Raw genomic sequence first — 21601 nt, 5'->3', positions numbered from 1 at the left:
ATGAACGTCACTATCCTCGGAGCCGGCGTCGTCGGCGTGACCTCCGCCTGGTATCTGGCCAAAGCCGGACACAAGGTGACGGTGATCGACCGCCAGCCGGCGGCAGCACTTGAAACCAGCTTTGCCAATGCCGGCGAGGTTTCCCCCGGCTATTCCTCGCCATGGGCCGCGCCCGGCATTCCGATGAAGGCCATGAAATGGCTGTTCATGAAGCATGCCCCGCTCATCATCCGCCCGACCGCCGATCCGGCGGCGTGGCGCTGGATGAGCCAGATGCTGCGCAATTGCACATCGGCGCGTTATGCCATCAACAAGAGCCGCATGGTGCGCATTGCCGAATATAGCCGCGATTGCCTGATGGCGCTGCGCGACGAAACCGGGATAGAATACGACCAGCGCATGCAGGGCACACTGGAGGTTTTCCGCACCCAGAAGCAGTTCGACGCCATCGGCAAGGATGTGGACGTGCTGACGGCAGGTGGCGTGCCTTTCGAAATTCTCGACCGCGAAGGCTGCGCCGCCATCGAGCCCGGCCTTTCTCCTTCCAGGGAAAAGATCGTCGGCGGCCTGCGCCTGCCCGGTGATGAAACCGGCGACTGCTTCATGTTCACCACCGAACTTGCGCGCATGGCTGAAGAGGCGGGAGTCACCTTCATCTACGATACCGGCATCATGCGCCCCATCGTAGAGGCAGGCCGTATCAAGGCCGTGGAGACCACCAAGGGGCTGGTGGAAGCCGATATTTTCGTCGCCGCACTGGGCAGCTATTCCCCGCAATTCGTCCGCCAGCTCGGCCTTACCCTGCCGGTTTACCCGGTCAAGGGCTACTCCATCACGGTTCCGATCGTGAAGGAGGAACGCGCGCCCGTTTCGACCGTGATGGACGAAACGTTCAAGGTGGCGATCACCCGGCTCGGCTCGCGCATCCGCGCCGGTGGCATGGCGGAAATCGCCGGTTTCAGCAAGGATCTGCCCGCAGCAAGACAGGAAACTCTGGCCCATTCGGTGGAAGACCTGTTCGGCGGCGCAGGTGACCAGAGCCAGGCGAAATTCTGGTGCGGCCTGCGCCCGATGACGCCGGATGGTACGCCTGTCATCGGCGCCACCCGCTACAGCAATCTTTATCTCAACACCGGCCACGGTACGCTTGGCTGGACCATGTCCTGCGGCTCGGCCCGTGTGCTTGCCGATCTCATCAGCGGGAACAAGCCCGAGATAGACACGCACGATCTGGCACTCAGCCGTTACGCAGCCTGAAGTGCGACATGGCGCTTATCCCCGTCTGAAAGGCGGGGATGGTGGCCGCTCAAAGTGCCAGTGCATCCTTCAGCGCCAATCCTTCCTTCATGCGAAGGTCGAGATCGGCCTCGATGTGATCGAGGTGCTGCAGCATCAAGGCACGGGCCTTTGCCGCATCCTTCGCCTCCAGTGCATCGAGCAGGTCGGCATGATCGTTGTGGCCGCAGCTTGAAACGCCCGAGCGCCCGTAGAGCGCGATAACCAGCGACGAGCGGGCGACCAGTTCGTCCATGAATTTTTCGAGGATGGCATTGCCGGCAAGCGAGGCCAGCATCAGGTGGAAATCGCCTGATGCCTTGATTTCCGCGCGCCTGGCGTGCGGGCCGCGCTCATGCTGGTGGCGGCTTTCCTGAACCAGATGCTCTCTCAGCTGCTTCACCGCCGCAGGCGTGATCTTTTCGATTGCGGCGTCCAGAACGCCGGGCTCGATCAGCCGGCGCGAAGCAAAAACCTGCCGCGCTTCGTCCGGTGTGGGATTGGAGACAAAAGCGCCGCGGTTGCGCTCGGCCTTGACCAGTCCTTCGTAAGCCAGCATCTGAAGAGCCGCCCGCACCACCGTGCGGCTGACATCGAACAGCGTTCCCACTTCCGATTCCGACAGCTTCGTTCCCGGGGCAAGCCGTCGGTCGACAATGGCGTCGCGCAGCGTATCTCGAATAGCCTGGGCACGGTCTTCGTGGGATGAATCGGAATTGACGGTTATATGGGCAAGGCTCATGGAATTGTCCTGTTTGAACTTGAGTTCTAGCGCGAAGCGCGGCTTGCGCAAACAGGAATTGCGAGCTGTCGCCAGCCGCCACAATTCATTCAGCGCCCGTTCAGCAGGCGCGCTATATTTCTTTAACCATCGAATTTGCAACTGGCAGCGCCCTGCCATCCGGATGGAAGAAGATCATGTCGTCCTTTGCAGCTAAAACCGTTCTGGCTATCGCCGTCGCCGCCGCCACCATCGTGCCCTTCAACAGCGCATCCGCCGATGACTGGGGCCGCCGCGACCGTCGCGATGCCGCTATTCTGGGTGGCGTGCTCGGCCTTGCCGCCGGTGTCGCCGTTGGCTCAGCCCTTTCCCGCCCGGCACCGGTAGACGACGAGCGCGTCTATATCGACCCGCCGCGTCGCTATGAACCGAGCTATGTGTACGAAGAGCCGGACTACCGCTATTATCAGCCACAGCCGCAGCCCGTTTATCGACCCGCGCCGGTCTATCGTCCGGCACCGGTTTACCGTGCCCAACCGGTCTATGACAATAATTCCGGCTACTACCAGCAACGCCGTACCTACCGCACCATCGAGCCATGGACGAATGCTTGGTACGACTATTGCTCGCAACGTTATCGCAGCTTCAACGGCCGCTCCGGCACCTATGTCGGCAACGACGGCCAGCGTCATTTCTGCGTAGCGGGTTGATCGGGGACAACGTCTGCGCAGTTATCGCTGTTAATAATCAGGCCGCGGACGGAAACGTCCGCGGCTTTTCATTAAGTGTCACCCCAGATCCTGCGGCACCTCAAGCAGCGCCGTTTTTCACATAATCCGCCCGGTTGATGCCGTGACGTTGCAGCTTGTCGTAAAAGGTCTTGCGGGCAATGCCGAGTGTCGCAATGGTTTCGGCCACGTCGCCATTCGATTGCACAAGCGTTTCGCGAATGATCTGCGCTTCTATTTCATCCATTCGCTCCGGCAGGGTGCCGGAAGCCGGAATGCTCGATTGCGAAACAGTCGTGGTGGCCGCATCCATCTCCAGCCCCAATACTACCCTTTCAGCGAAATGCCCGAGTTCGCGCACATTGCCCGGCCAGTCGTAGTCGTTAAGGCGGCGGGAAACGCCGGCGCTGATCTGCGGCACCGGCATGTTGAACCGGTTGGCGGCCTTGGTGACGAAGTGCGAAAACAGCAGCGGAATATCCGCCTTGCGTTCGCGCAGCGGCGGTATCGACAGCGTCACCACATTCAGCCGGTAATATAGGTCCTCGCGAAACGTGCCACGCTCGGCCGGGTCGCCGAGATCCACCTTCGCCGCCGCCACCACGCGAATATCGACCGGTCGCTCCTCATTTGAACCGAGTGGCGAGACCTCGCGCATTTCCAGAACGCGCAACATCTTCACCTGTACGGCAAGCGGCATGCTTTCGATCTCGTCGAGAAACAGCGTGCCGCCGCTTGAATGTTCGATGCGACCAACGCGTTTTTTCTGCGCACCGGTGAAAGCACCCGGCTCATGGCCGAAAAGCTCGCTTTCGATCACCGTTTCCGGCAGCGCACCGCAATTCAGCGCCACAAAATTGCCCCTGGATCGCTTCTTGCTCCAGCGATGCAGCGCCGTTGCCACCACTTCCTTGCCGCTGCCCGTCTCACCTGCCACCAGCACGTCTACATCCGTATCAGCAATGTGCCGGAGCGTGGTGCGCAGGCGTTCCATGGCGGGCGTCTGGCCAATCAGCGGCAAATCGTCCTCGGCTTGAGCACTCGCCCGGCGAAGCGCGCGGTTTTCCAGCACGAGGCGGCGCTTTTCCAGCGCGCGGCGGGCGCTTTCAACCATGCGTTCGGCGGGGAATGGTTTGGCGATGAAATCATAGGCGCCGTTGTGCAGGGCATCGACCGCCATCGGCACATCACCGTGGCCGGTGATGAGGATAACAGGCAGGTCGGCATCGATCCTGCGGACATGGTCGAAGAACTCAAGCCCGGTCATGCCGGGCATGCGCACATCGGTGATGACGACGCCGTCGAAATCCTCGTTGAGCGCCGCAAGTGCCTGTTCGGCGCGGGAAAAGGAGGCCACGGGCAATCCGTCGAGTTCCAACGTCTGCACCATCGCCTTGCGCAGCTGGGAGTCGTCATCCACCAGAAATATGGTTCCACCTGCCATCATGTCATGCTCGCTTCAGATATACGGAAAAAGACGTGCCTGCCTCGCTGCTCGTTACCTCAATCCGCCCGCCATAGTCGGAGGCGATATCGTTGGAGATGACGAGACCAAGGCCTAGGCCGCTTTCCTTGGATGTATTAAAGGGCGAAAAAAGTTGGGCGCGGATCGCTTCGGGAATGCCGGTCCCATTGTCGCTGACCGAAAGCAAGACCATCTCCCCTTCCTCCCGCACCCGCACCTCGACACGCGCCGCATCAATCGCTTCAGTGGCTTCCAGTGCGTTTTGCAGAAGGTTGATGAGAATTTGCTCGAGCCGGATGCGGCTGCCAAGCACCTTCAGGTCCTGATCCGGCAACACGATATCAAGTGCATCCATCTGTCCGGAAAAACGACTGCGCAACAGCATCACCGCGCCTTCGATGACCAGCTTGAGACTGACCGGTTCGGCAGCGGTGCGGCCCTTGCGCGCCAATATCTTCAGGTCGCCGGTAATCGTGCCGATGCGATCGGTCAATGCCGCGATGTTTTCGAGATTTTCGTTGGCCTCCGCCATGCGGTCGCGTTTCAGCAGGGTGCGGGCATTGTCGGCAAAGGCGCGGATCGTCGCTACCGGCTGGTTGATTTCGTGGGCAACGCCCGCCGCCACCTGCCCTAGAATGGAGAGACGGTTGGCCTGCACCAGCTCGTGCTGCACGTTGCGCAATTCACCTGTCGTCTTTTCGTGCAGGGCAATTTCCGCCTGAAGATGGTCGCGGGTCCTTGTCAGATCACGGGTGCGCTCCTGCACCTTCATTTCCAGCTCGGTGCGGGCGCGCTGCTCCTCTTCCTTTTCCCTCAGCGCCTTGTGCCTGCGCCACAGCCACAGAGCCGAAAGCGCCATCAGCGGCATCAGCGTTGCCAGCGCCACCACCCTGCCCTCGCGAATGGCGGCGTTCAGCGCCGGTGCCACCGGCTGCAGATAATGCAGTGTCCATGAGGTCGTCGGCACCGGCGTTTCCAACCGCAGATAATCGCCGCGCTCACTTGCCGGGTCATCGACACGGATGAGCGGAACGCCGTCGCTCGAGAGTCGCGCCATCCGGAACGGCAGCGTCGTAAGCGCCTCGTTACCGAATTGCAGGCTTTCGGAAATGGCTTTGCGTCGCGCCTCGTCAATCGGCGCTACGGTCTTGAAGCGCCAATCCGGCACGCTCGTCATCAGCACGACGCCGTTCCTGTCAACCACATAGACCGGTTTGCCGCCGATGTTCCAATCCGCCTCCAGACGGTTGAACTCCACCTTGGCGATGACGACGCCGAGCGGCCGACCGTCTGCGGCATCGATGCGGCGCGAGATATAAAGGCCCGGCCGGCGGCTGACATTGCCAAGCGCATAATGTTCGGACATGCCGGTATTCATCGCCGCCTGAAAATACTCGCGGAAGGCATAATTGGAGCCGACGAAGCTGTCGGCCTGTCGCCAGTTACTCGAGGCAATTGTCAAGCCGGTCGGTCCGGTCACATAGATGACAGAGGACTGCGTACCTTCGATCAGCCCCTCCAGCTTGCGGTTCAGCCGGTCAATGGCAGGCGCGCCACCGCCATCCAGCGCAATCGCAAGGTCGGGGTCGCCGGACAGAACCAGCGGAATGGCGCGCGGCCGCTCCAGCGCAACATTCAGAAGCGCGATCTTGAGTTCGGCATCGGTGGAGGCCTCGGACGCGGCGGTGCGTATTGCCTGGTTTCGCGCAAAGTCATCGGCAACCAACAGAACTCCCAGGCTGACGAGCAGCCACAAGCCCGCCAACGCCAGCCATTGAGCGCGCCGTCGTGCCTGGGAATGAGAGGCCTGATCTTCTTGGGTCATGCGACAATTGTGCGGATTTACACACAGACCGCAAGAGGTTTTGTCCGGATATCCGCACATACGCCGGCGAGCTGATACCGCGTCAATAGAAAGTACTTTTTAAATCAGCCAGTTACACCAAATAAGCAAGTCTGGCATGCCTATTGCACATGACTCCTCAATCGGCGCGAAGCCGTCAACGACACGGCGATCCCGGGAGGCCAATTAAGGCAGGGTGAGGCCGAGGAGGAAAAAACATGATCGATACAACAACCGTGGCGGCAGGCCACGCCAAGCAGCCATTCTACAAGCACCTGTATTTCCAGGTTCTGGTCGCCATTATCGCCGGTATCGCGCTTGGCCATTTCTATCCGGCCTTTGGCGAACAGCTGAAGCCGCTCGGCGACGGCTTTATCCGTCTCGTCAAGATGATCATCGCTCCCGTCATCTTCCTCACTGTCGCAACCGGCATCGCCGGCATGAACGACATGAAGAAGGTTGGACGCGTGGCCGGCAAGGCCATGATCTACTTCCTCGTGTTCTCCACCCTTGCGCTCATTGTCGGCCTCATCGTCGCCAACACTGTGCAGCCGGGTGCCGGCATGAATATCGATCCGGCCACGCTGGATGCCAAGGCCGTAGCGACCTACGCCGACAAGGCCCATGAGCAGACCATCACCGGCTTCCTGATGAACATCATCCCGACCACCATCGTCGGCGCATTTGCCAGCGGTGATATCCTGCAGGTGCTGTTCTTCTCCGTGCTGTTCGGCATCGCGCTCGGTATCGTCGGCGAAAAGGGCAAGCCCGTCACCGATTTCATGCATGCCATGATGTATCCGATCTTCAAGCTGGTCGCGATACTGATGAAGGCCGCCCCCATCGGTGCCTTCGGCGCCATGGCATTCACCATCGGCAAATACGGCATCTCGTCCGTCACCAACCTCGCGATGCTGATCGGCACCTTCTACGTCACATCAGCACTGTTCGTGTTCGTGGTCCTCGGCGCCGTCTGCCGCTATAACGGCTTCTCGATCGTCGCGCTTATCCGCTACATCAAGGAAGAACTGCTGCTGGTTCTCGGCACCTCGTCTTCTGAAGCCGCCCTGCCGGGCCTGATGAGCAAGATGGAAAAGGCGGGCTGCAAGCGCTCTGTCGTCGGTCTCGTCATCCCCACCGGTTATTCCTTCAACCTCGACGGCACAAACATCTACATGACGCTGGCTGCCCTGTTCATCGCACAGGCGACCGGCATCCACCTCTCCTTCGGCGAACAGATCCTTCTGCTGCTCGTGGCCATGCTCTCCTCCAAGGGTGCTGCCGGCATCACAGGCGCTGGCTTCATCACGTTGGCCGCAACGCTCTCCGTCGTGCCGTCGGTTCCGGTTGCCGGCATGGCGCTCATCCTCGGCATCGACCGCTTCATGTCGGAATGCCGCGCACTTACCAACTTCGTCGGCAATGCGGTCGCCACCATCGTTGTTGCCCGCTGGGAAGGTGAACTGGATCAGGAACAGCTCGCCCGCGTTCTCAGCGGCAAGGAAGAATTCACCGGCATCGCCGATGTGGATTCGCTTCCGGGTGCGGTTCAGCCCGCCGAATAACACGACCTCCCAAGGTCCAGCCTGTCCCGGTTTGTCCGGGCAGGCTCTCGCATGAAGGCCGGCGCATCAGATCGATGCTCCGGCCTTTCATCGTTTGAAGCCCTCCCAACCGTCGAAAACGGTTTTTATCGCCGTGCGGATGTTATAGGCCAGATCGAGCGAGAACGAATGCGAAAAACGGAGTAGGCCCTTATGAAGAACCTGTTTCTGGCCTGGCAATTCTGGGCGCTGCTATCGGCGGCCTTTGCGGCATTGACCGCGATTTTTGCGAAAATCGGCATCGAAAACGTCAATTCCGATTTCGCCACCTTCATACGCACCATCGTCATTCTCGCTGCCGCTGGCCTGATGGTTTATGTTACCGGCAACTGGCAGCAGCCCTCCACCATTTCGGCGCGGACCTGGGCCTTTCTCGTGCTTTCGGGGCTGGCGACCGGCGCATCTTGGATATGTTACTTCCGGGCGCTGAAAATCGGCGATGCCGCCCGCGTCGCCCCTATCGACAAGCTCAGTGTCGTGTTCGTCGCCGTCTTCGCGGTTCTGTTTCTAGGGGAACGGCTGTCGCTGCCAAACTGGCTGGGTGTGGTGCTAATCGCCTGCGGCGCGGTGCTTGTGGCATACCGGGGATAAGGCAAGCTGACAGCGGTGCCCGGCCGGACGAACCGGCCAGGACATTCGCAAAGTCATCAGGCGCGTGCGGCCGCAACCTTGTCCAGTCCCCGCTTAACGCCGGCGAACAGCTCATCAAGCTGCTCGGCCGTGATGATCAGCGGTGGGCAGAAGCAGATCGATTCGCCGATCGGGCGAGTGATCACGCCCTCATCCTCAATGCCGGCGGCAATGGCGAGCGTCGCATCGCCCGGCTTCGTACCTTCCCACGGCTTTATCTCCAGCGCGCCAAGAAGACCGACGCCGCGCGAGGAATGCACCAGCGGATGGTCGGAAAGCGCTTTCAGATGATCGAGGAACTTGCCTTCCAGCCTCGCGACATTACCGACCAGATCGCGCTCCTGAATAATCTTCAGGTTTTCGAGACCGACGGCCGTCGCGACCGGGTGGCCGGAGGCGGTATAACCATGGCCGAAGGAGCCGATCCGGTCGGATTCGTCGGCGATCGGCTGGTAGAAACCGTCATTCATGATGATCGCCGACAGCGGCATGTAGGATGAGGATATCTGCTTGGAAACAACAAGCACATCCGGCTTGATGCCGTAGGTCTCGCAGGCGAACATCTTGCCGGTGCGGCCGAACCCGCAGATGACCTCGTCCACGACAAGCAGAATGTCGTATTTCTTCAGGATCGCCTGCACACCTTCCCAATAACCTTCAGGCGGCAGAAGAACCCCGCCGGCACCCATCACCGGCTCGCCCCAGAAGGCGGCAACGGTTTCCGGGCCTTCGCTGAGGATCAGATCTTCGAGTTCCTTCAGAATACGCGCGGTAAAATCCGCCTCGCTTTCACCTTGCTTGCCGAAGTGCACATAGGAGGGGCAGGCCGTATGCAGCATGCGGTCCAGCGGCAGGTCGAAGCTTTCATGGTTGCGCGGCAGGCCGGTGATCGAGGCAGAGGCAATCGTCACGCCATGATAACCCTTGATGCGGCCAATGATCTTCTTCTTGTCCTTTTTGCCCAGCGCATTGGAGCGATACCACACCATCTTGGCAACGAGATCGTTCGCCTCCGATCCCGAAGACGTGAAATGAACCTTCGACATCGGCACTGGCGCAAGCTCGATCAGCAACTCGGCAAGATCGACCGACGGGCCGTGCGTCTTGTAGGAGAAGGTGTGGTAATAGGGCAGCTTCTGCATCTGCTTTGTCGCAGCGTCCACCAGTCGCTGTTCACCGAAGCCAAGCGCCACAGACCAAAGCCCTGCCATCGCCTCGATATAACGCTTGCCGCTGCTGTCGGTCACATAGATGCCTTCACCACTTTCGATGACCAGACCACCGGTCTTTTCGAATTTACGCAGATTGACGTTCGGATGCATCTGGTAGGCGATATCGCGTGCCTCGACGGAATTCGGCAGAATGGTCATGGGATAAAGGCTCCGTTTCGGTTGGATGGACTGAAGCGTCAGACGTGCTGGCCGCCATTGATGAGAATTTCTGCGCCGTTGATGTAGCTCGACTGCTCCGAGCAGAGGAAGTAGATGGTCTGCGCCACCTCCGCCGTTGTGCCTAGCCGCCCGAGCGGGACCTGCGCTTCCACGAGTTCAGCGGTTCCGGGTGAAAGGATGGCGGTGTTGATTTCGCCGGGCGCTATGGCATTGGCGCGCACGCCGCGCGGCCCGAATTCATGCGCCAGCTCCCGTGTCAGCGCCGCAAGTCCCGCCTTCGATGCGGCATAGGCGACGCCCGCGAAAGGGTGCACCCGCGAGCCCACAATGGAGGTAACGTTGACGATGCAGCCTTTTGCCGCCTCCAGTTCCGGCAAAAGCGCACGGGCAAGAAGCGCCGTCGAGACGAGATTGACGTTTAGCACCCGCGTCCAGATCTCCGCCGTTGTGTCGGCAACGCCAAGGCGGCTACCGCCTTCGCCCTTCGGCGAGATTCCGGCATTGTTGACGAGTGCGGCCAGCTTTCCTTCCGGCAGGCGCGAGCGCACCTCGTCGGCCAGATCGTCGATGCGGGACAGGTCCTCCAGATCGGCCTGGATATGGCTTTCGCGCGCAGATGGCCAGCGGCATTCCTCCGAAAAGGGTTGTCGCGATACGGTCAGGATTCTCCAGCCTTTTTCCTGAAACAGCTTGACGGTGGCATGCCCTATTCCGCGGCTCGCACCAGTCAAAAGCATAAAAGGAACAGCCATGAAAGAACTCCTTTGCCATGCGAACCGTTGAGCCGGTCGCGCATTCAGCCCGCATGTTAGAGTGCTGCGACCCGCTGACAAGGGCTATTTTGTCGCGGTGCACGAATGGGAGCCGCGTCACGGGCTAATCCCATTTGATATAGGCCTTTCACCCGAAGGGAATATTTGAAGCCGGCCATTTGCTCATAAAATGCAACCTCCCGAATCTGTGATCCGTATTGGGAGGGGACGAATGCGTATCGACATCATCGACACCGACGCCGGCTTCGAGGCGATCCGGCAAAACTGGGAAACGGTGTTCATGGCCGATCCCCATTCCCGACACTTCCTGTCCTGGGGCTGGCTGCGGGATTATATGCCGCGCCGCAAGCGCTGGTTCATCCTGGCGCTCAGGGAACGTCCCGAAGGCTCGCCCTATGTGGCATTTTTTCCGCTACGCATCGTCACCGAACCGGACAAGAAAACCGGCCGCTTCCACGACAGCATCGTCATGGCTGGCAATGCCGCGGCGGATTACACCGGCTTCATTACCCTGCCGGAATATGAAAATAACGCGGTTGCCGGTTTCTGTTCCTATATTCGGCAGCAGAACTGGACCGAACTCAAGCTCGACTATCTTTCCGGCCCACCGGAGCGGCGCGACGCGATGATCCGCGCGCTTCAGGGACCGCTCGTCATGTTCCGCGACAACATGCCGACCAACCCCTATAACATCAACAATTGCATCTGCCCGGTCGTGGCCCTGCCGGACACGTTCGACTCCTATCTCGATAGCCATATGAGCAGCCAGTCCCGGCAAAAGCTCCGCCGCTTCATGAGGAAGGTGGAAGGCGGTGACGAATACCGCATCACCTTCGCAACGAGAGAAACAATCAAGCGGGACATGGGCATCCTGTTCGATTTCTGGCGCATCCGCTGGGCGCCCCACAAGGGCAAGGAGCGCACCGAACTGTTGATCGGCGCAACACGGCAAATGCTGATGGATGTCTATATACGCGGCGATCTGGAAGTGCCGGTCCTGTGGTTCGGCGACCAGCCGCTCGGCGCGCTTGCCAACATCATCGACCGGCAGAAAAAGTCGGTATTGTTCTACATTACCGGTCGTGACGAGAACTGGAAGACCCCCTCACCCGGCCTCGTGCTGCACGGACACTGCATCCGCAGAGCGATCGAACAGGGTTTCAAGACTTATGATTTCCTGCGAGGCAACGAGCCGTACAAATATTTCTTCGGCCCGGAGGAGCACAAGCTCAGTTGCACGCTGTTCCGCACCCGCTCGGGCGACAATCTCGGTGGCAAGCTCCACCCGCGCAGCATACGCTTCGTCTACGAAGAGGGTCTCAAACTTTACAAGACGGGCAAGAAGGCGGCCGCCAACATCGCCTTTTCCCAGGTGCTGGCAGCCGCGCCCGATCACCTTGGCGCACAATTCGGGCTGGCCAATCTGACCTTCGACCGCGGTGAATTCCGCGAAGCGGAAATCGCTTTCCTCGGTCTCCTCGGCAGCGGTCAGGACCCGGTTCTGCTGTGGATGCGCATAGGCGAAGCGCGGTTGGCGCAACGGCAATATCACGAGGCGTCCGAAGCATTCCGTCAGGTGACCAATCGCGCCCCCTTCCACCGCGAGGCGCTCTACAAGTGCGCCGTGGCGCTGATTGCGGCCGAAAGAACGATGGAAGGCGCCGAAATCCTCGACAGATTGCAGCATTACCATTCTGACGACGCTACGCATCTGGAATATGCCGAAAAGGCGCGCGCAGCCCTTGCCCGGCTGGAACTGGGAAAGGCCAGGATTCCGCTGCCTGCCGATGTCATCACGCTGAGCGCCAGGCCAAAATCGACGGGCAAGCGCTGGCGTCCGCCAAAGGTTTTGCATTGAACGTAATGACCTGTAAGTTGCGGCAGAAAAAATCGGCCGGACGACTTGCAAGGGTTTTTTATGTTTCTGACCAACAAGGATATGCTTGACCTCATCGAGCTGCGCCATGAGCTGCACCGCCATCCGGAAATTTCCGGCGAGGAGAAGGAAACAGCGCGGCGTATTCGCGATTTCCTCGAGCAGGCAAAACCGGATCGGATGTTCACCGATCTGGGTGTTCATGGCGTGGCAGCGGTCTATGACAGCGGCAAAAGCGGTCCGGTAGTCCTCATCCGCTCGGAACTCGACGCTCTGCCCATTCAGGAAAAAACCGACGCCGAATACCGCTCCGGCACCGATGGTAAGGGCCATCTTTGCGGCCATGACGGTCATTCCACCATTCTAACGGCGCTTGCACTCGGACTTTCCAGAAAGCGCCCGGAAACCGGCAGCGTCGTACTGCTCTACCAACCGGCAGAAGAGACAGGTGCGGGCGCGGCCGCCGTCATCGCCGATCCGCGCTTTGGCGAGATGAAGCCGGATTATTCCTTTTCTCTTCACAATCTTCCAGGCCTGCCATTCGGCCATGTCAGCGTGGTGGAAGGGCCGGTCAACTGCGCATCACGCGGCATCAAAATCCGCTTCTCCGGCAAGACCGCGCACGCCTCCTCACCGGAGCATGGCGTCTCGCCGATGCGGGCGATATCTGAGTTGATGCCGGCTTTGACCGATCTCGGTTCCGGCTTTCCACCGCAACCCGATTTTTCGATGGTGACAATCACCCATGCCGTGATGGGTGAAGCGGCCTTCGGCATCTCTCCGGCAGATGCGGAAATCTGGGCGACGCTCCGGACGCTGACAGACGACCGAATGGAAAAACTCTGCGCGGATGCGGAAGCGCTGGCAAAAAAGGTGGCCGAAGAACAGAAACTGACACTCGATATCGCCTATGATGATATTTTCCTGCATTGCGAAAATGCGCCGGAAGCCGTCGACCATATCCTGCGGGCGCTAACTGCGGAGAAAATTTCCCACGGGTCGGAAGGTTTGCCGATGCGGGCCTCCGAGGATTTCGGAAGGTTCCGCGCCGTCTCGTCATCGGCCATGTTCTTTTTGGGCGCAGGCAAGGACTATCCCAACCTGCACAATCCCGACTACGACTTTCCGGATGGGCTGATCGATATCGGCGCACGCATCTTCATGCGCATCATCCGCAACCTCACCGACGCGGGGTAAGCAACGGCAGCCCATTGCCGCCCAACGCCATCAGCCGCCCTGGGGCCCTCTGCTCGGCCGGGCGGCACGGACCGCTGCCAGTCCCCTGATGCCCTCCTTATCGCCAATGGACGTCAGACTCTCGAAAATCTGCGCAGCATCGGCGTAGCGGTTCATGGCAAGATAGGAATAACCGCGTAATACCATGAGATCGGTACGCTCATCGGCAAGCCGCGCCCGCTGATCAAGCAGGAGAAGCGTTTCCGCATAACGTTTCGACTGGAAGGCGGAAACCGCCCTGTCGGCCAGGATTGAAACCTGCAACTCAGTCGCGCGCGGGCGGTCCATGCGCGATTTCGTCGCCGAGACAGCGGCATGGTCCGTCAGCCCCATGCGCAGATAGGCAAGGCTCTGGCCATAGGCCGCATCGCTTTTAACAGTCGACTGGCCGCCAGCAATGGCGGATTCGAAAGCCTTCAGGGCTTCCGCCGGCCGGTTGGTCTCCATCAGGCACCAGCCGAGATCAAGCGCCTGCTGTGCGGGCAGGCGCTGGGGATCGGGATAGACCGCGCAGGAGCGTGGACGTGACGAGGCACTTACGGTCCTCTGCGTCTGCGCTGGCAGACGCGCCTGCTTGCGCGAAGGTTCCGGAGCCGGCTGCTGGACAGACGGCTGGCTATAAGCCACCACTGTCTCAGGCTGCGGCGCATAGGGCGCGGGTGCCGTTGTCTGGGAAGCTGTGGCGACAGGCGGTGCGGTGACGGGCGCTATCTGCTGCGCGGACTGGTCCACCATACGTGCCGTTCCCACATCAGCGATGCGTTGCGAGCGGCTTGCCCATTGCTGCTGTATGCTGCGCAGACCGGCGAGATTGCGCAGATCGTGATAGCTGACTGCCATGCCATAGGCCGACGGTTCGTCATCGGCTTTCCAGCCAAGCGCAGTGCTGAACCATTGCAAGGCGAGCGGCGTCTGCCGGAAAGCAAGCGAATACCAGCCGAACTGCTGCGCGGTCGCCGCATCCTTGCGAGTTATTGTTTCAGCGGCGATGCGCTGCAACACATCCGGCGGCAGGACCACAGGCGGCTCAAGCGCCAGGAGATTGGCTGTCGCGGCAAGATAGGTCGCAAGCCCGTCGTCCGAAGCGGTGCGCCACTTATACATGACCTCTTCAGCTTCACGTGGCTCGTTGCGGTCGATCAGCGCCAGCGCCAACCCTTGCGATGCAGACGCGCTGTCTTCCTCTTCCCGCGCCTTGCGAAACCACTTTTCCGCCTCCGCCATGTTCTTCTGGCGGATATTGTACCAGCCGAGCAACAAGGCATCGCTTGCAAGCTTGTCGGTCTCGGCAAGCCTTTCAAGCCGCATCAGATAGGCGGAAGGAACGGAAATTCCCTCCTTCTCCCCTGCCTTCGCCACGAATTGGCGGGCGAGATCGTTCTTGACCGGTTCGAATTCCAGCTGACCGTCTGCGTTGGGCTTTTCCTTGGCAAGCAAATCGCCGATCATCTCCGCCGGCAAAAGCGCGGACGCCTTCTGCACCGTGGCGAGCCTGTCGCTTGGCGTCGTGCAATTGTTGAGAATGTAGAGATAGGCGTCGCGCGCCCGTCCCATGCGGTCGGTATTGGCAAACGCATCGGCAACCCGCCACAGGACATCCACCTCGCTACAGGTCAGCAGGCCGGGATTGCTGGCGGCCGCGTCCACCACTGTCGCATATTGCTTGAGATCGGAAGCGTTGACGAGCCGCTGGCGGGCCTCGGCGAGGGAAAGCATGCCGGTCAGATTGTCGGGAGGCTGCCAGCCGGGTTCCGCCTGCTGGCGGTCGGCGATCGCCTTTCTGACCTCGGCGTAACGGCCGTCGCTATAAAGCTGCCACATGGCATCGAGCCGGGGATCGCCGTTAACGGGAATGGCGAGCGGATCGGCAGGCGGTGTCCAGTTCGGATAGAGCGTGCGCAGCCTCGCGATTTCGGCCTGAAGGCGCTGGGTATCGCCCTTGGCCGCGAAATAGCGCAGCGCGCTGAGATCGACCTCGAGCATGTCTGATGACGCCGGCTGGGTCTGGCGGGGTGCGGGCGCCTGCGCCATTTGGGGCTGCGATATCTGTCCACCCGTCTGTGTCTGCGTAACCGGCGGTTGCGGATCAGTCGCCGGCACCGTTACCGCTGGCGTCACGGGTTGGGTTAGCTGCGCCATCTCGCGATTTTTAAGGAACGCGTTGATCTGGGCCGGATTGGCTGCCGCTGGAGAAACGCGCTGCGCCGCACGGTTGTCGCCAACCGCCGAAGTATGAATGTCCGATACACGTCCGAGAATGGTGTCGCGCCAGTGGAAGGCGGCGAGAGCAATCAGAAGCAGGATGAGAGCCGAGGTAGACAGCGGTTTGTTCATCGGCACTCCCCGTTATTCCTTGCCAGAAACGACAATGCCAGAAGATGCAATGTAGAAGGATAATAAAGCGTTGGCTGAAAGCCTTTCAGTTCGGCAGGCACAGCCGGGCCGCCGCCGGCGCAGGCTGCGAGCGCCGGAATGATGCGATAACCGGGATCCGACAGAACGTCCTTGACCGCGCCGCTCTTGAGATCGAAAGTTCCCGCAGCACCGCTTTCCAGCGTCATGCCGTTTTTCAGGCGGTCAAGCAGCTCCGGCGAGCCCATTTTCGCCCTTGCAAGATAAAGCGGAATCCGCACCGCATTGTAACCGAACTCGGGTGGAAACGCCGATGCCGGTTGCGGTTTCGTCTTCATCGACACCCAGTCGGCGGGCAGTTTCCTGTCGCTGAAAGCGAATGTGGCGATCTGCGCCACGCCGTCGTCGGCAAGCGCCTTCCAGAGTGGCGATGGTGCGACGAGATTGAGGACCGGAAATGCTTCGAAAATCAGATAGGAAGGATTGACCACCGGGCCGTCGCCCCGGTCAACCTCGCCAAAGCCGCTGGCGGCGGGCAAAAGCAGCGTTCGCCCGCCGCGCTGAACGACAGTCTTCTTGAGGACGGCTGATGCGATGGCCGCCGATGCCTCTGCATAGTCCTGCCGGTTCCACTGCGCGGCAGCCAGCGCCAGCGCGTAGGCAATCAGAATATCGCCATCCGTGGCATTGTTGATGTCAGTCACATGCGGTCTGGTTCGCGGATCCCATTTCCACGCGGAGAGACCGTCGTCGCGCACCAGGAGTTCCGTGCGGGTAAAACTCCATATCAGCTCGAAGTCGGCAATGTTCTCTGAAAGAACGGCAAGCCACATGCCGTAACCCTGGCCTTCGCTATGGCTAATATTGCCGTTGCCGGTATCGATGATGCGCCCGCCGGGATCGAGAAACGCACTTTTATAAGCCGACCAGGCCTCAGGCGAGACAGATGCGGCGCGGGCAATCGAGATGCTTGAGATCAACGCCATCAGCGACACGCAGAAAATGCCGGCAAGTCTAAAAATCCCACGCCTCATCGGTGTCGCCCCATCATACGCAGCATCGCGAAGGTGGCAAAGCCCAGGAGCGACACGAACCCGATGAATGCCAGCGAATAGGAAAGAACATTGGAAGACAGCCAATTAGCAGCGATCAGCCTCCAGTTCGAGAGGGAAAACGCCCGCGTGACATAGAAATACGGCTGCCCCACCTCGACCGTTTCGATCTTTTCTGCACCGGCATCGTAAGCTGCGACCCGCCCCGTGACGTCGCGCCAATGGTTCTCACGCACCATCGAAGACATGCCGTCACGAAGCTCCGCCGACGTCGGGGCGGTAGCCAGCGTCCAGACCCCTTCGCCGGAAGGGCTTAGACCCTGCACCAGCATGAAGGAGACATTGCCGGGCGGCGCATAGGGCTGCTCGGCCGCCGGCAGGAAACGCAGCGTATCGGAACTCAGATCGAAATTCCGCTTCATCCACTCCTCAAAGGAGGAAACCTGGCCTTGCCAGATGCCGCCGTCCACCCGCTCTCGCCAGTCATTAAAGAGGGTTTCGCTGTTCTGCGCAGGCGGCTGAACGCCCGTTCCCATTTTCCAGGATATCTGGCTGGAAGGGACAAGATTGAACTGGCTGATCAGCGATTGCGGGAATTGCGAAATCGTCCCGACGAACAGGGCGTCACGGTCCCCGATCACCAGCGGCGATGCGACGGTCTCGACATTGATCGGATATCCAGCGGCGCTTGCCAGCCGGCTGACCAATGTCGCCGCCGCCGACATGGTGTCGGTATCGAAACGATCAAGCGACAGCGCGACGGGATTTGCGGCAAACCTGTAGGGCTGCCCGGCACCGGACATCGCGGCGAGATCCGGTTTGCGACCGATCTGCGCGTAATCAGGAATATGGATTTCCGATGTGTCGAACAGGGCAAAACGCGGGGTCGTGCTGGCTGGCGCTCCCGGCGCGCAGACCTGATCCTGCGCCGTCATCAACACGGCCTCGATGGTGATCTTGTTCGGGCCAGGCTTGAAGTGGCGCATCGTCACATTGATGGGCAGATGCCGGAAAATGCCGCCACCATTGTTGGAGATCGGCACGGTCGAGGCGATCTCGTCATTGACGTAGATGTCTATATGGCTACCGGGCAGCACCTGCGAGGAATAGGCGGCATCGAGCAGCATGGCCGCCTCGCCATAGGCCGACGCATAAAAGTCGGCGGGCATGCCGACGTAGAATTCGTTGCGGAAACGCCGTCCACCAAATTCGCTGCTCTCAAGCCCAAGCTCGGAAAGCGCGATGCGACGGTCCGACATGACGAGCGGCACATCCGGCGCATGCCAGCTGCGGGTGGAAAAGGTCGTTCTCTGGGCACCGGGCGTGCGCGAGATCGAGGAAAACAGCGTCTCAATCGCCGCCTGTACCGCCTGCGGGGTGGGACCGCTGACGAAGAGTGGCGAGAGGCCACCCGGTGCGGTGGTATCGAAGCCGGCAAAAGCACCCGCCGACGCCTCGGGCGGCACCGCGCCGGTGAAGCCGGTAATCTCGCGCGCGGTGCCGACAAGAACTACCAGCGTTCCCGCCTTGCGTTCGGCGGAGGGTGCTGCCACGAAACGGATCGTCTGGTTCGGCATCTGGGTTCGGAGTGCCAGAGCCTGAGAAAGGCGCAGCAGCGAATCTGCAAATGCCGGATTGCCGAGTGCAGGTGCAACGATCTCGATCGACGTTGCCGCCTTGGCGTCCGGACCGGTTGCCTGGATATCGTCGATATTGGTGAAGTTGCCCGCGACATCGGCGTTAAAGCCGATATAGGTATTTGCCGGATTAACATCGGTCCACAGATCATAAGTGGACTGGATCGTGCAATCGGTTCTGTGGCGCTGCTGCACGCCAAGCGTCACGACATTCGCGCCCACCTGCAGGACACCGGGTGGAATTTTCAAGGAAACATTGCCCTCACCGTCGGGCGCCTCAATGCGCGCCGTCTCCAGCGGAACATTGTTGAGGCTGACCTGGAAATTCGAGTCTTCCGGCGCGACCACGATGGCGTTCTGATAACCAATATTCAGCGAAACGGCGGCATTCACCTGCTCGGGCGTCAGATAAATGCTCCACTGCCGCCGATCCATTTCGCCGGAAAGGCTGAGCTTTTCGTACGGCAAGATATACCGGCGACGGCTATCCGCCGCGGGTGACGATGCCTGAACGGGTGCGGGTCTCGCCTGACCCTGCGGCGGCATGGATACGGGTGGCGTCAGCGGCCGCAGCGGCGGTTGCGGCGCAGGTGCGGGCTGCATTACCACAGGAGGCTGGCCCACTGCAGGCTGGGTCGATTGCTGGGCTGGCTGCGGCTGGCGCGGTGCAGCGGGGGGAAGTGTCGGCGGCGGCACAGGTGCCGGGGCTGTCTGTGCAGGCTTCTCCGGCGACATGTCGAAAGGTGAGGACTGCGCCATCGCACCGGTTGCGACGACACCCAACATCAGTGCTGTCAGTGAACTCCTGATCGTTTTACCGCCGGTCATTTTACAACTCCGGCAGGTTTGACGGTTTTGGAGGCGGGCCGGAGCGCCTTGGCCAGATAGAACAGGCCGCGCTGCGTCTGGAACAGAGATATCGCCAGAAAGATCGCCGTGCCTCTGATGAGGCCGGGGTTCTTGCGGCGCACGCGCTGGAACTCGCTCCATTGCTCGGAATTGGCGAAGATCAGGTCGGCGATCAGGCGATGATCGATGGCGCGCTGCGGCGAGAATGTGCAGCCTATGGAAATGAAACCGTCGCTCCGGACCGTGCGGACCACATTGATGGTCATGGTTTCCGGCACGCCCTCGCTATGCGGCTTCACCCTAATGATCGCTGTCGTGTTCTTTTCGATAGCGGTGGTGCTGTCGAAAAGATTGATCAGCAGGCCATGCACCGACACGTTGTCGATGGAGGCCGGCACCCATGCGTCACTACCCTCAAGCTTGACCTCGCAGCGCCGCTTGACAGTGATGCGCCGCGACGCCGATTTTTCGCCGCGCTCGGAGACGACGCCAAGCGCACATCCCGCGAAAATGAGGTTGAGCAGGTTCCACCCGCCGACGACGAGTGTGACGTCCGCCTTGTATGGCTCCGCATAGATGCGCCAAATGGCAAAGGCCATCGCAACCAGCAAAAGTGCGAAAATGACGAAGAACGGGCGGCTGATTTCCGAAAGCCGCGCCTCGGCGATGGATTCGTCCTTCGCCGTCACCTTAAAGGTCGGCTTGCCCGGATTGAAGATCACCGACACGACGGCTGGCAGAAGGTGGACCGTCTGCACATATTCGTAGAGTTCAGAAATCCACGGCCAGCGGAAGCTGCCATAGAGATAGTTCTGCATCATCAGGTTCACGAGCATATACGCGGCCGTATAAGCCAAAAACTCGCCGCCGGAAGCCACGAAAATCTGAAGATCGAAGAACAGGTAGAACAACGGCGCAAACAGGAAGATCGTGCGCGGGAACGGGAAAAGCCAGAACAGCGTCGACGACATGTAGCAAAGACGCTGCGTGAAGGAGAGACCACGGCGGAACAGAGGCTGGCGAAAGATCAGAATCTGCATCATGCCCTGCGCCCAGCGGCTGCGCTGGCCGATGAAGCTTGCGAAGGTGGCCGGTTGCAGCCCGGCGATCAGGGGCTTGTCGACATAGACGCTGTTCCAGCCGCGCGAATGCAGCGCGAGCGCCGTTTCGCAGTCCTCGGTGATGCTGACGCCGCTGAACCCTTCCGTATCCAGCAGTGCCTCGCGCCGCAGCACGGCGGCGGAACCACAGAAAAACGCGCCATTCCACTTGTCGAGACCGCGCTGGATGATGCCGTAAAACATCTCGTTTTCGCTCGGCATCGTCTCGAAGGTGCGCAGATTGCGCTCGATCGGATCGGGATTGACGAAGAAGTGCGGCGTCTGCACCAGGAAGAGCCGGGGGTCTTCCTCGAAATAGCCCACCGTTTCCAGAAGGAAATCGCGCGCCGGCGCATGGTCGGCGTCAAACACCGTCACCAGTTCGCCGGTCGAGTGGGCGAGGCCGTTATTGAGATTTCCGGCCTTGGCGTGGACGTTGCGCTCGCGCGTCAGATAACGCACGTCGAGGTCCTCGCAAAGCTTCTTCAACTCCTCATGGCGGCGCTGTGCCGCCTGTGCCTCGACGATATTGCTGGCATTGCGCTTCTGCACCGAGCCGCCGTCGTCCAACAGCCAGACGGTGAACTTGTCGGCCGGGTAATCCATGTTCTTGGCCGCCGCCAGCGTATTGGCGAGAAGCTCCGCGTCCTCGTTGTAACTCGGCACGAAAACATCGACCGTCGGCCGGTAATCGGGCGAGCCAGGCCGGGTCTTGCGGGAAGGCAGCGGCATCGACACGATGACGAGGCTGAGACCCAGCATCACGACGCTATACATTTCCGCGAGATAAAGCAGAAAGCCGGGAATGAAGTTTTCGAGCTGGTTGACGGGCGGCAGCGTGCTCGTGGTGCGCCAATAGACATAACGAAGCACGATGGCCGTGCCGAAACCAAGCGCCACGAGCCGCCAGGCTCCCTGCCCGTTGAAACTCTTTATTGTTGCGAGAAGGACAAGCGAGATCGCCGTGGCGACCAGGTGCGTCTGCAGGCTGACCGGCATCGTGACGATGGCCAGAACGCAAAGCGACACAAGAAACCAGACAATGATTGTGATGGCCTTGTTCATCCCG

15 protein-coding genes are annotated in these 21601 nt (G+C 60.4%); 6 read left to right on the top strand and 9 right to left on the bottom strand.

What is annotated here, in order from left to right:
• Nucleotides 1–1257 (top strand): D-amino acid dehydrogenase, encoded by a 1257-nt coding sequence (locus tag AC5SEO_RS03110; RefSeq protein ID WP_111800219.1) that lies wholly within the window; start codon nt 1–3, stop codon nt 1255–1257.
• Nucleotides 1258–1306: 49 nt separating this feature from the next.
• Here AC5SEO_RS03110 and AC5SEO_RS03105 read toward each other — a convergent pair whose 3' ends face one another.
• Complete coding sequence (locus AC5SEO_RS03105; protein WP_025595694.1) at nt 1307–2017, bottom strand: GntR family transcriptional regulator; 711 nt, start codon at nt 2015–2017, stop codon at nt 1307–1309.
• 176 nt (nt 2018–2193) lie between these two features.
• Between AC5SEO_RS03105 and AC5SEO_RS03100 the strand changes: the two genes are divergently transcribed.
• Complete coding sequence (locus tag AC5SEO_RS03100) at nt 2194–2706, top strand: BA14K family protein (RefSeq protein WP_003510838.1); 513 nt, start codon at nt 2194–2196, stop codon at nt 2704–2706.
• Nucleotides 2707–2806: 100 nt separating this feature from the next.
• On the opposite strand, the gene AC5SEO_RS03095 is transcribed toward AC5SEO_RS03100, so the two are convergent.
• Entirely contained in the window at nt 2807–4171 is a 1365-nt protein-coding gene (locus AC5SEO_RS03095) for a sigma-54-dependent transcriptional regulator (protein ID WP_112296447.1), read from the bottom strand.
• Nucleotide 4172: 1 nt separating this feature from the next.
• Complete coding sequence (locus AC5SEO_RS03090; RefSeq protein ID WP_112296448.1) at nt 4173–6014, bottom strand: sensor histidine kinase; 1842 nt, start codon at nt 6012–6014, stop codon at nt 4173–4175.
• A 236-nt stretch (nt 6015–6250) separates the two neighbouring features.
• Between AC5SEO_RS03090 and AC5SEO_RS03085 the strand changes: the two genes are divergently transcribed.
• Together AC5SEO_RS03085 and AC5SEO_RS03080 are read left to right on the top strand one after the other, a co-directional pair.
• Nucleotides 6251–7597 (top strand): dicarboxylate/amino acid:cation symporter, encoded by a 1347-nt coding sequence (locus AC5SEO_RS03085; RefSeq protein ID WP_013761559.1) that lies wholly within the window; start codon nt 6251–6253, stop codon nt 7595–7597.
• A gap of 192 nt (nt 7598–7789) precedes the next feature.
• Nucleotides 7790–8227, top strand: a complete 438-nt coding sequence (locus AC5SEO_RS03080) for an EamA family transporter (RefSeq protein WP_174068825.1) — start codon at nt 7790–7792, stop codon at nt 8225–8227.
• Nucleotides 8228–8283: 56 nt separating this feature from the next.
• On the opposite strand, the gene AC5SEO_RS03075 is transcribed toward AC5SEO_RS03080, so the two are convergent.
• On the bottom strand, nt 8284–9636 hold the full coding sequence (locus tag AC5SEO_RS03075; protein ID WP_003510848.1) for an aspartate aminotransferase family protein: 1353 nt from the start codon (nt 9634–9636) through the stop codon (nt 8284–8286).
• 38 nt (nt 9637–9674) lie between these two features.
• Nucleotides 9675–10409, bottom strand: a complete 735-nt coding sequence (locus AC5SEO_RS03070; protein WP_003510849.1) for an SDR family NAD(P)-dependent oxidoreductase — start codon at nt 10407–10409, stop codon at nt 9675–9677.
• A 232-nt stretch (nt 10410–10641) separates the two neighbouring features.
• On the opposite strand from AC5SEO_RS03070, the gene AC5SEO_RS03065 reads away from it, so the two are divergent.
• Together AC5SEO_RS03065 and AC5SEO_RS03060 are read left to right on the top strand one after the other, a co-directional pair.
• The gene (locus tag AC5SEO_RS03065; RefSeq protein ID WP_111801492.1) at nt 10642–12288 is read left to right on the top strand and encodes a GNAT family N-acetyltransferase; all 1647 of its coding nucleotides are present in this window, start codon (nt 10642–10644) and stop codon (nt 12286–12288) included.
• Nucleotides 12289–12348: 60 nt separating this feature from the next.
• The gene (locus AC5SEO_RS03060; protein WP_065687755.1) at nt 12349–13503 is read left to right on the top strand and encodes an amidohydrolase; all 1155 of its coding nucleotides are present in this window, start codon (nt 12349–12351) and stop codon (nt 13501–13503) included.
• 30 nt (nt 13504–13533) lie between these two features.
• Here AC5SEO_RS03060 and AC5SEO_RS03055 read toward each other — a convergent pair whose 3' ends face one another.
• From AC5SEO_RS03055 to bcsA, 4 genes are read right to left on the bottom strand one after another with little or no spacing between them, the layout of a single operon-like run.
• The gene (locus AC5SEO_RS03055; protein ID WP_065687756.1) at nt 13534–15876 is read right to left on the bottom strand and encodes a tetratricopeptide repeat protein; all 2343 of its coding nucleotides are present in this window, start codon (nt 15874–15876) and stop codon (nt 13534–13536) included.
• Nucleotides 15873–16928 carry a family 8 glycosyl hydrolase gene (locus tag AC5SEO_RS03050; protein ID WP_065687757.1) on the bottom strand — a complete coding sequence of 352 codons (1056 nt, stop codon included), beginning with the start codon at nt 16926–16928 and terminating at the stop codon, nt 15873–15875. Before AC5SEO_RS03050 ends, AC5SEO_RS03055 begins: the two co-directional genes overlap by 4 nt.
• Nucleotides 16925–19411, bottom strand: coding sequence for a cellulose biosynthesis cyclic di-GMP-binding regulatory protein BcsB (locus AC5SEO_RS03045; protein WP_495363720.1), 2487 nt, complete (start codon nt 19409–19411; stop codon nt 16925–16927). Before AC5SEO_RS03045 ends, AC5SEO_RS03050 begins: the two co-directional genes overlap by 4 nt.
• Nucleotides 19408–21597 (bottom strand): UDP-forming cellulose synthase catalytic subunit, encoded by a 2190-nt coding sequence (gene bcsA / locus AC5SEO_RS03040; protein WP_035199451.1) that lies wholly within the window; start codon nt 21595–21597, stop codon nt 19408–19410. Before bcsA ends, AC5SEO_RS03045 begins: the two co-directional genes overlap by 4 nt.
• Between the last annotated feature and the right edge of the window lie 4 nt (nt 21598–21601).

The sequence above is a fragment of the Agrobacterium sp. K11 genome (assembly GCF_059429395.1).
This window is presented reverse-complemented; position numbering and strand designations above follow the sequence as displayed.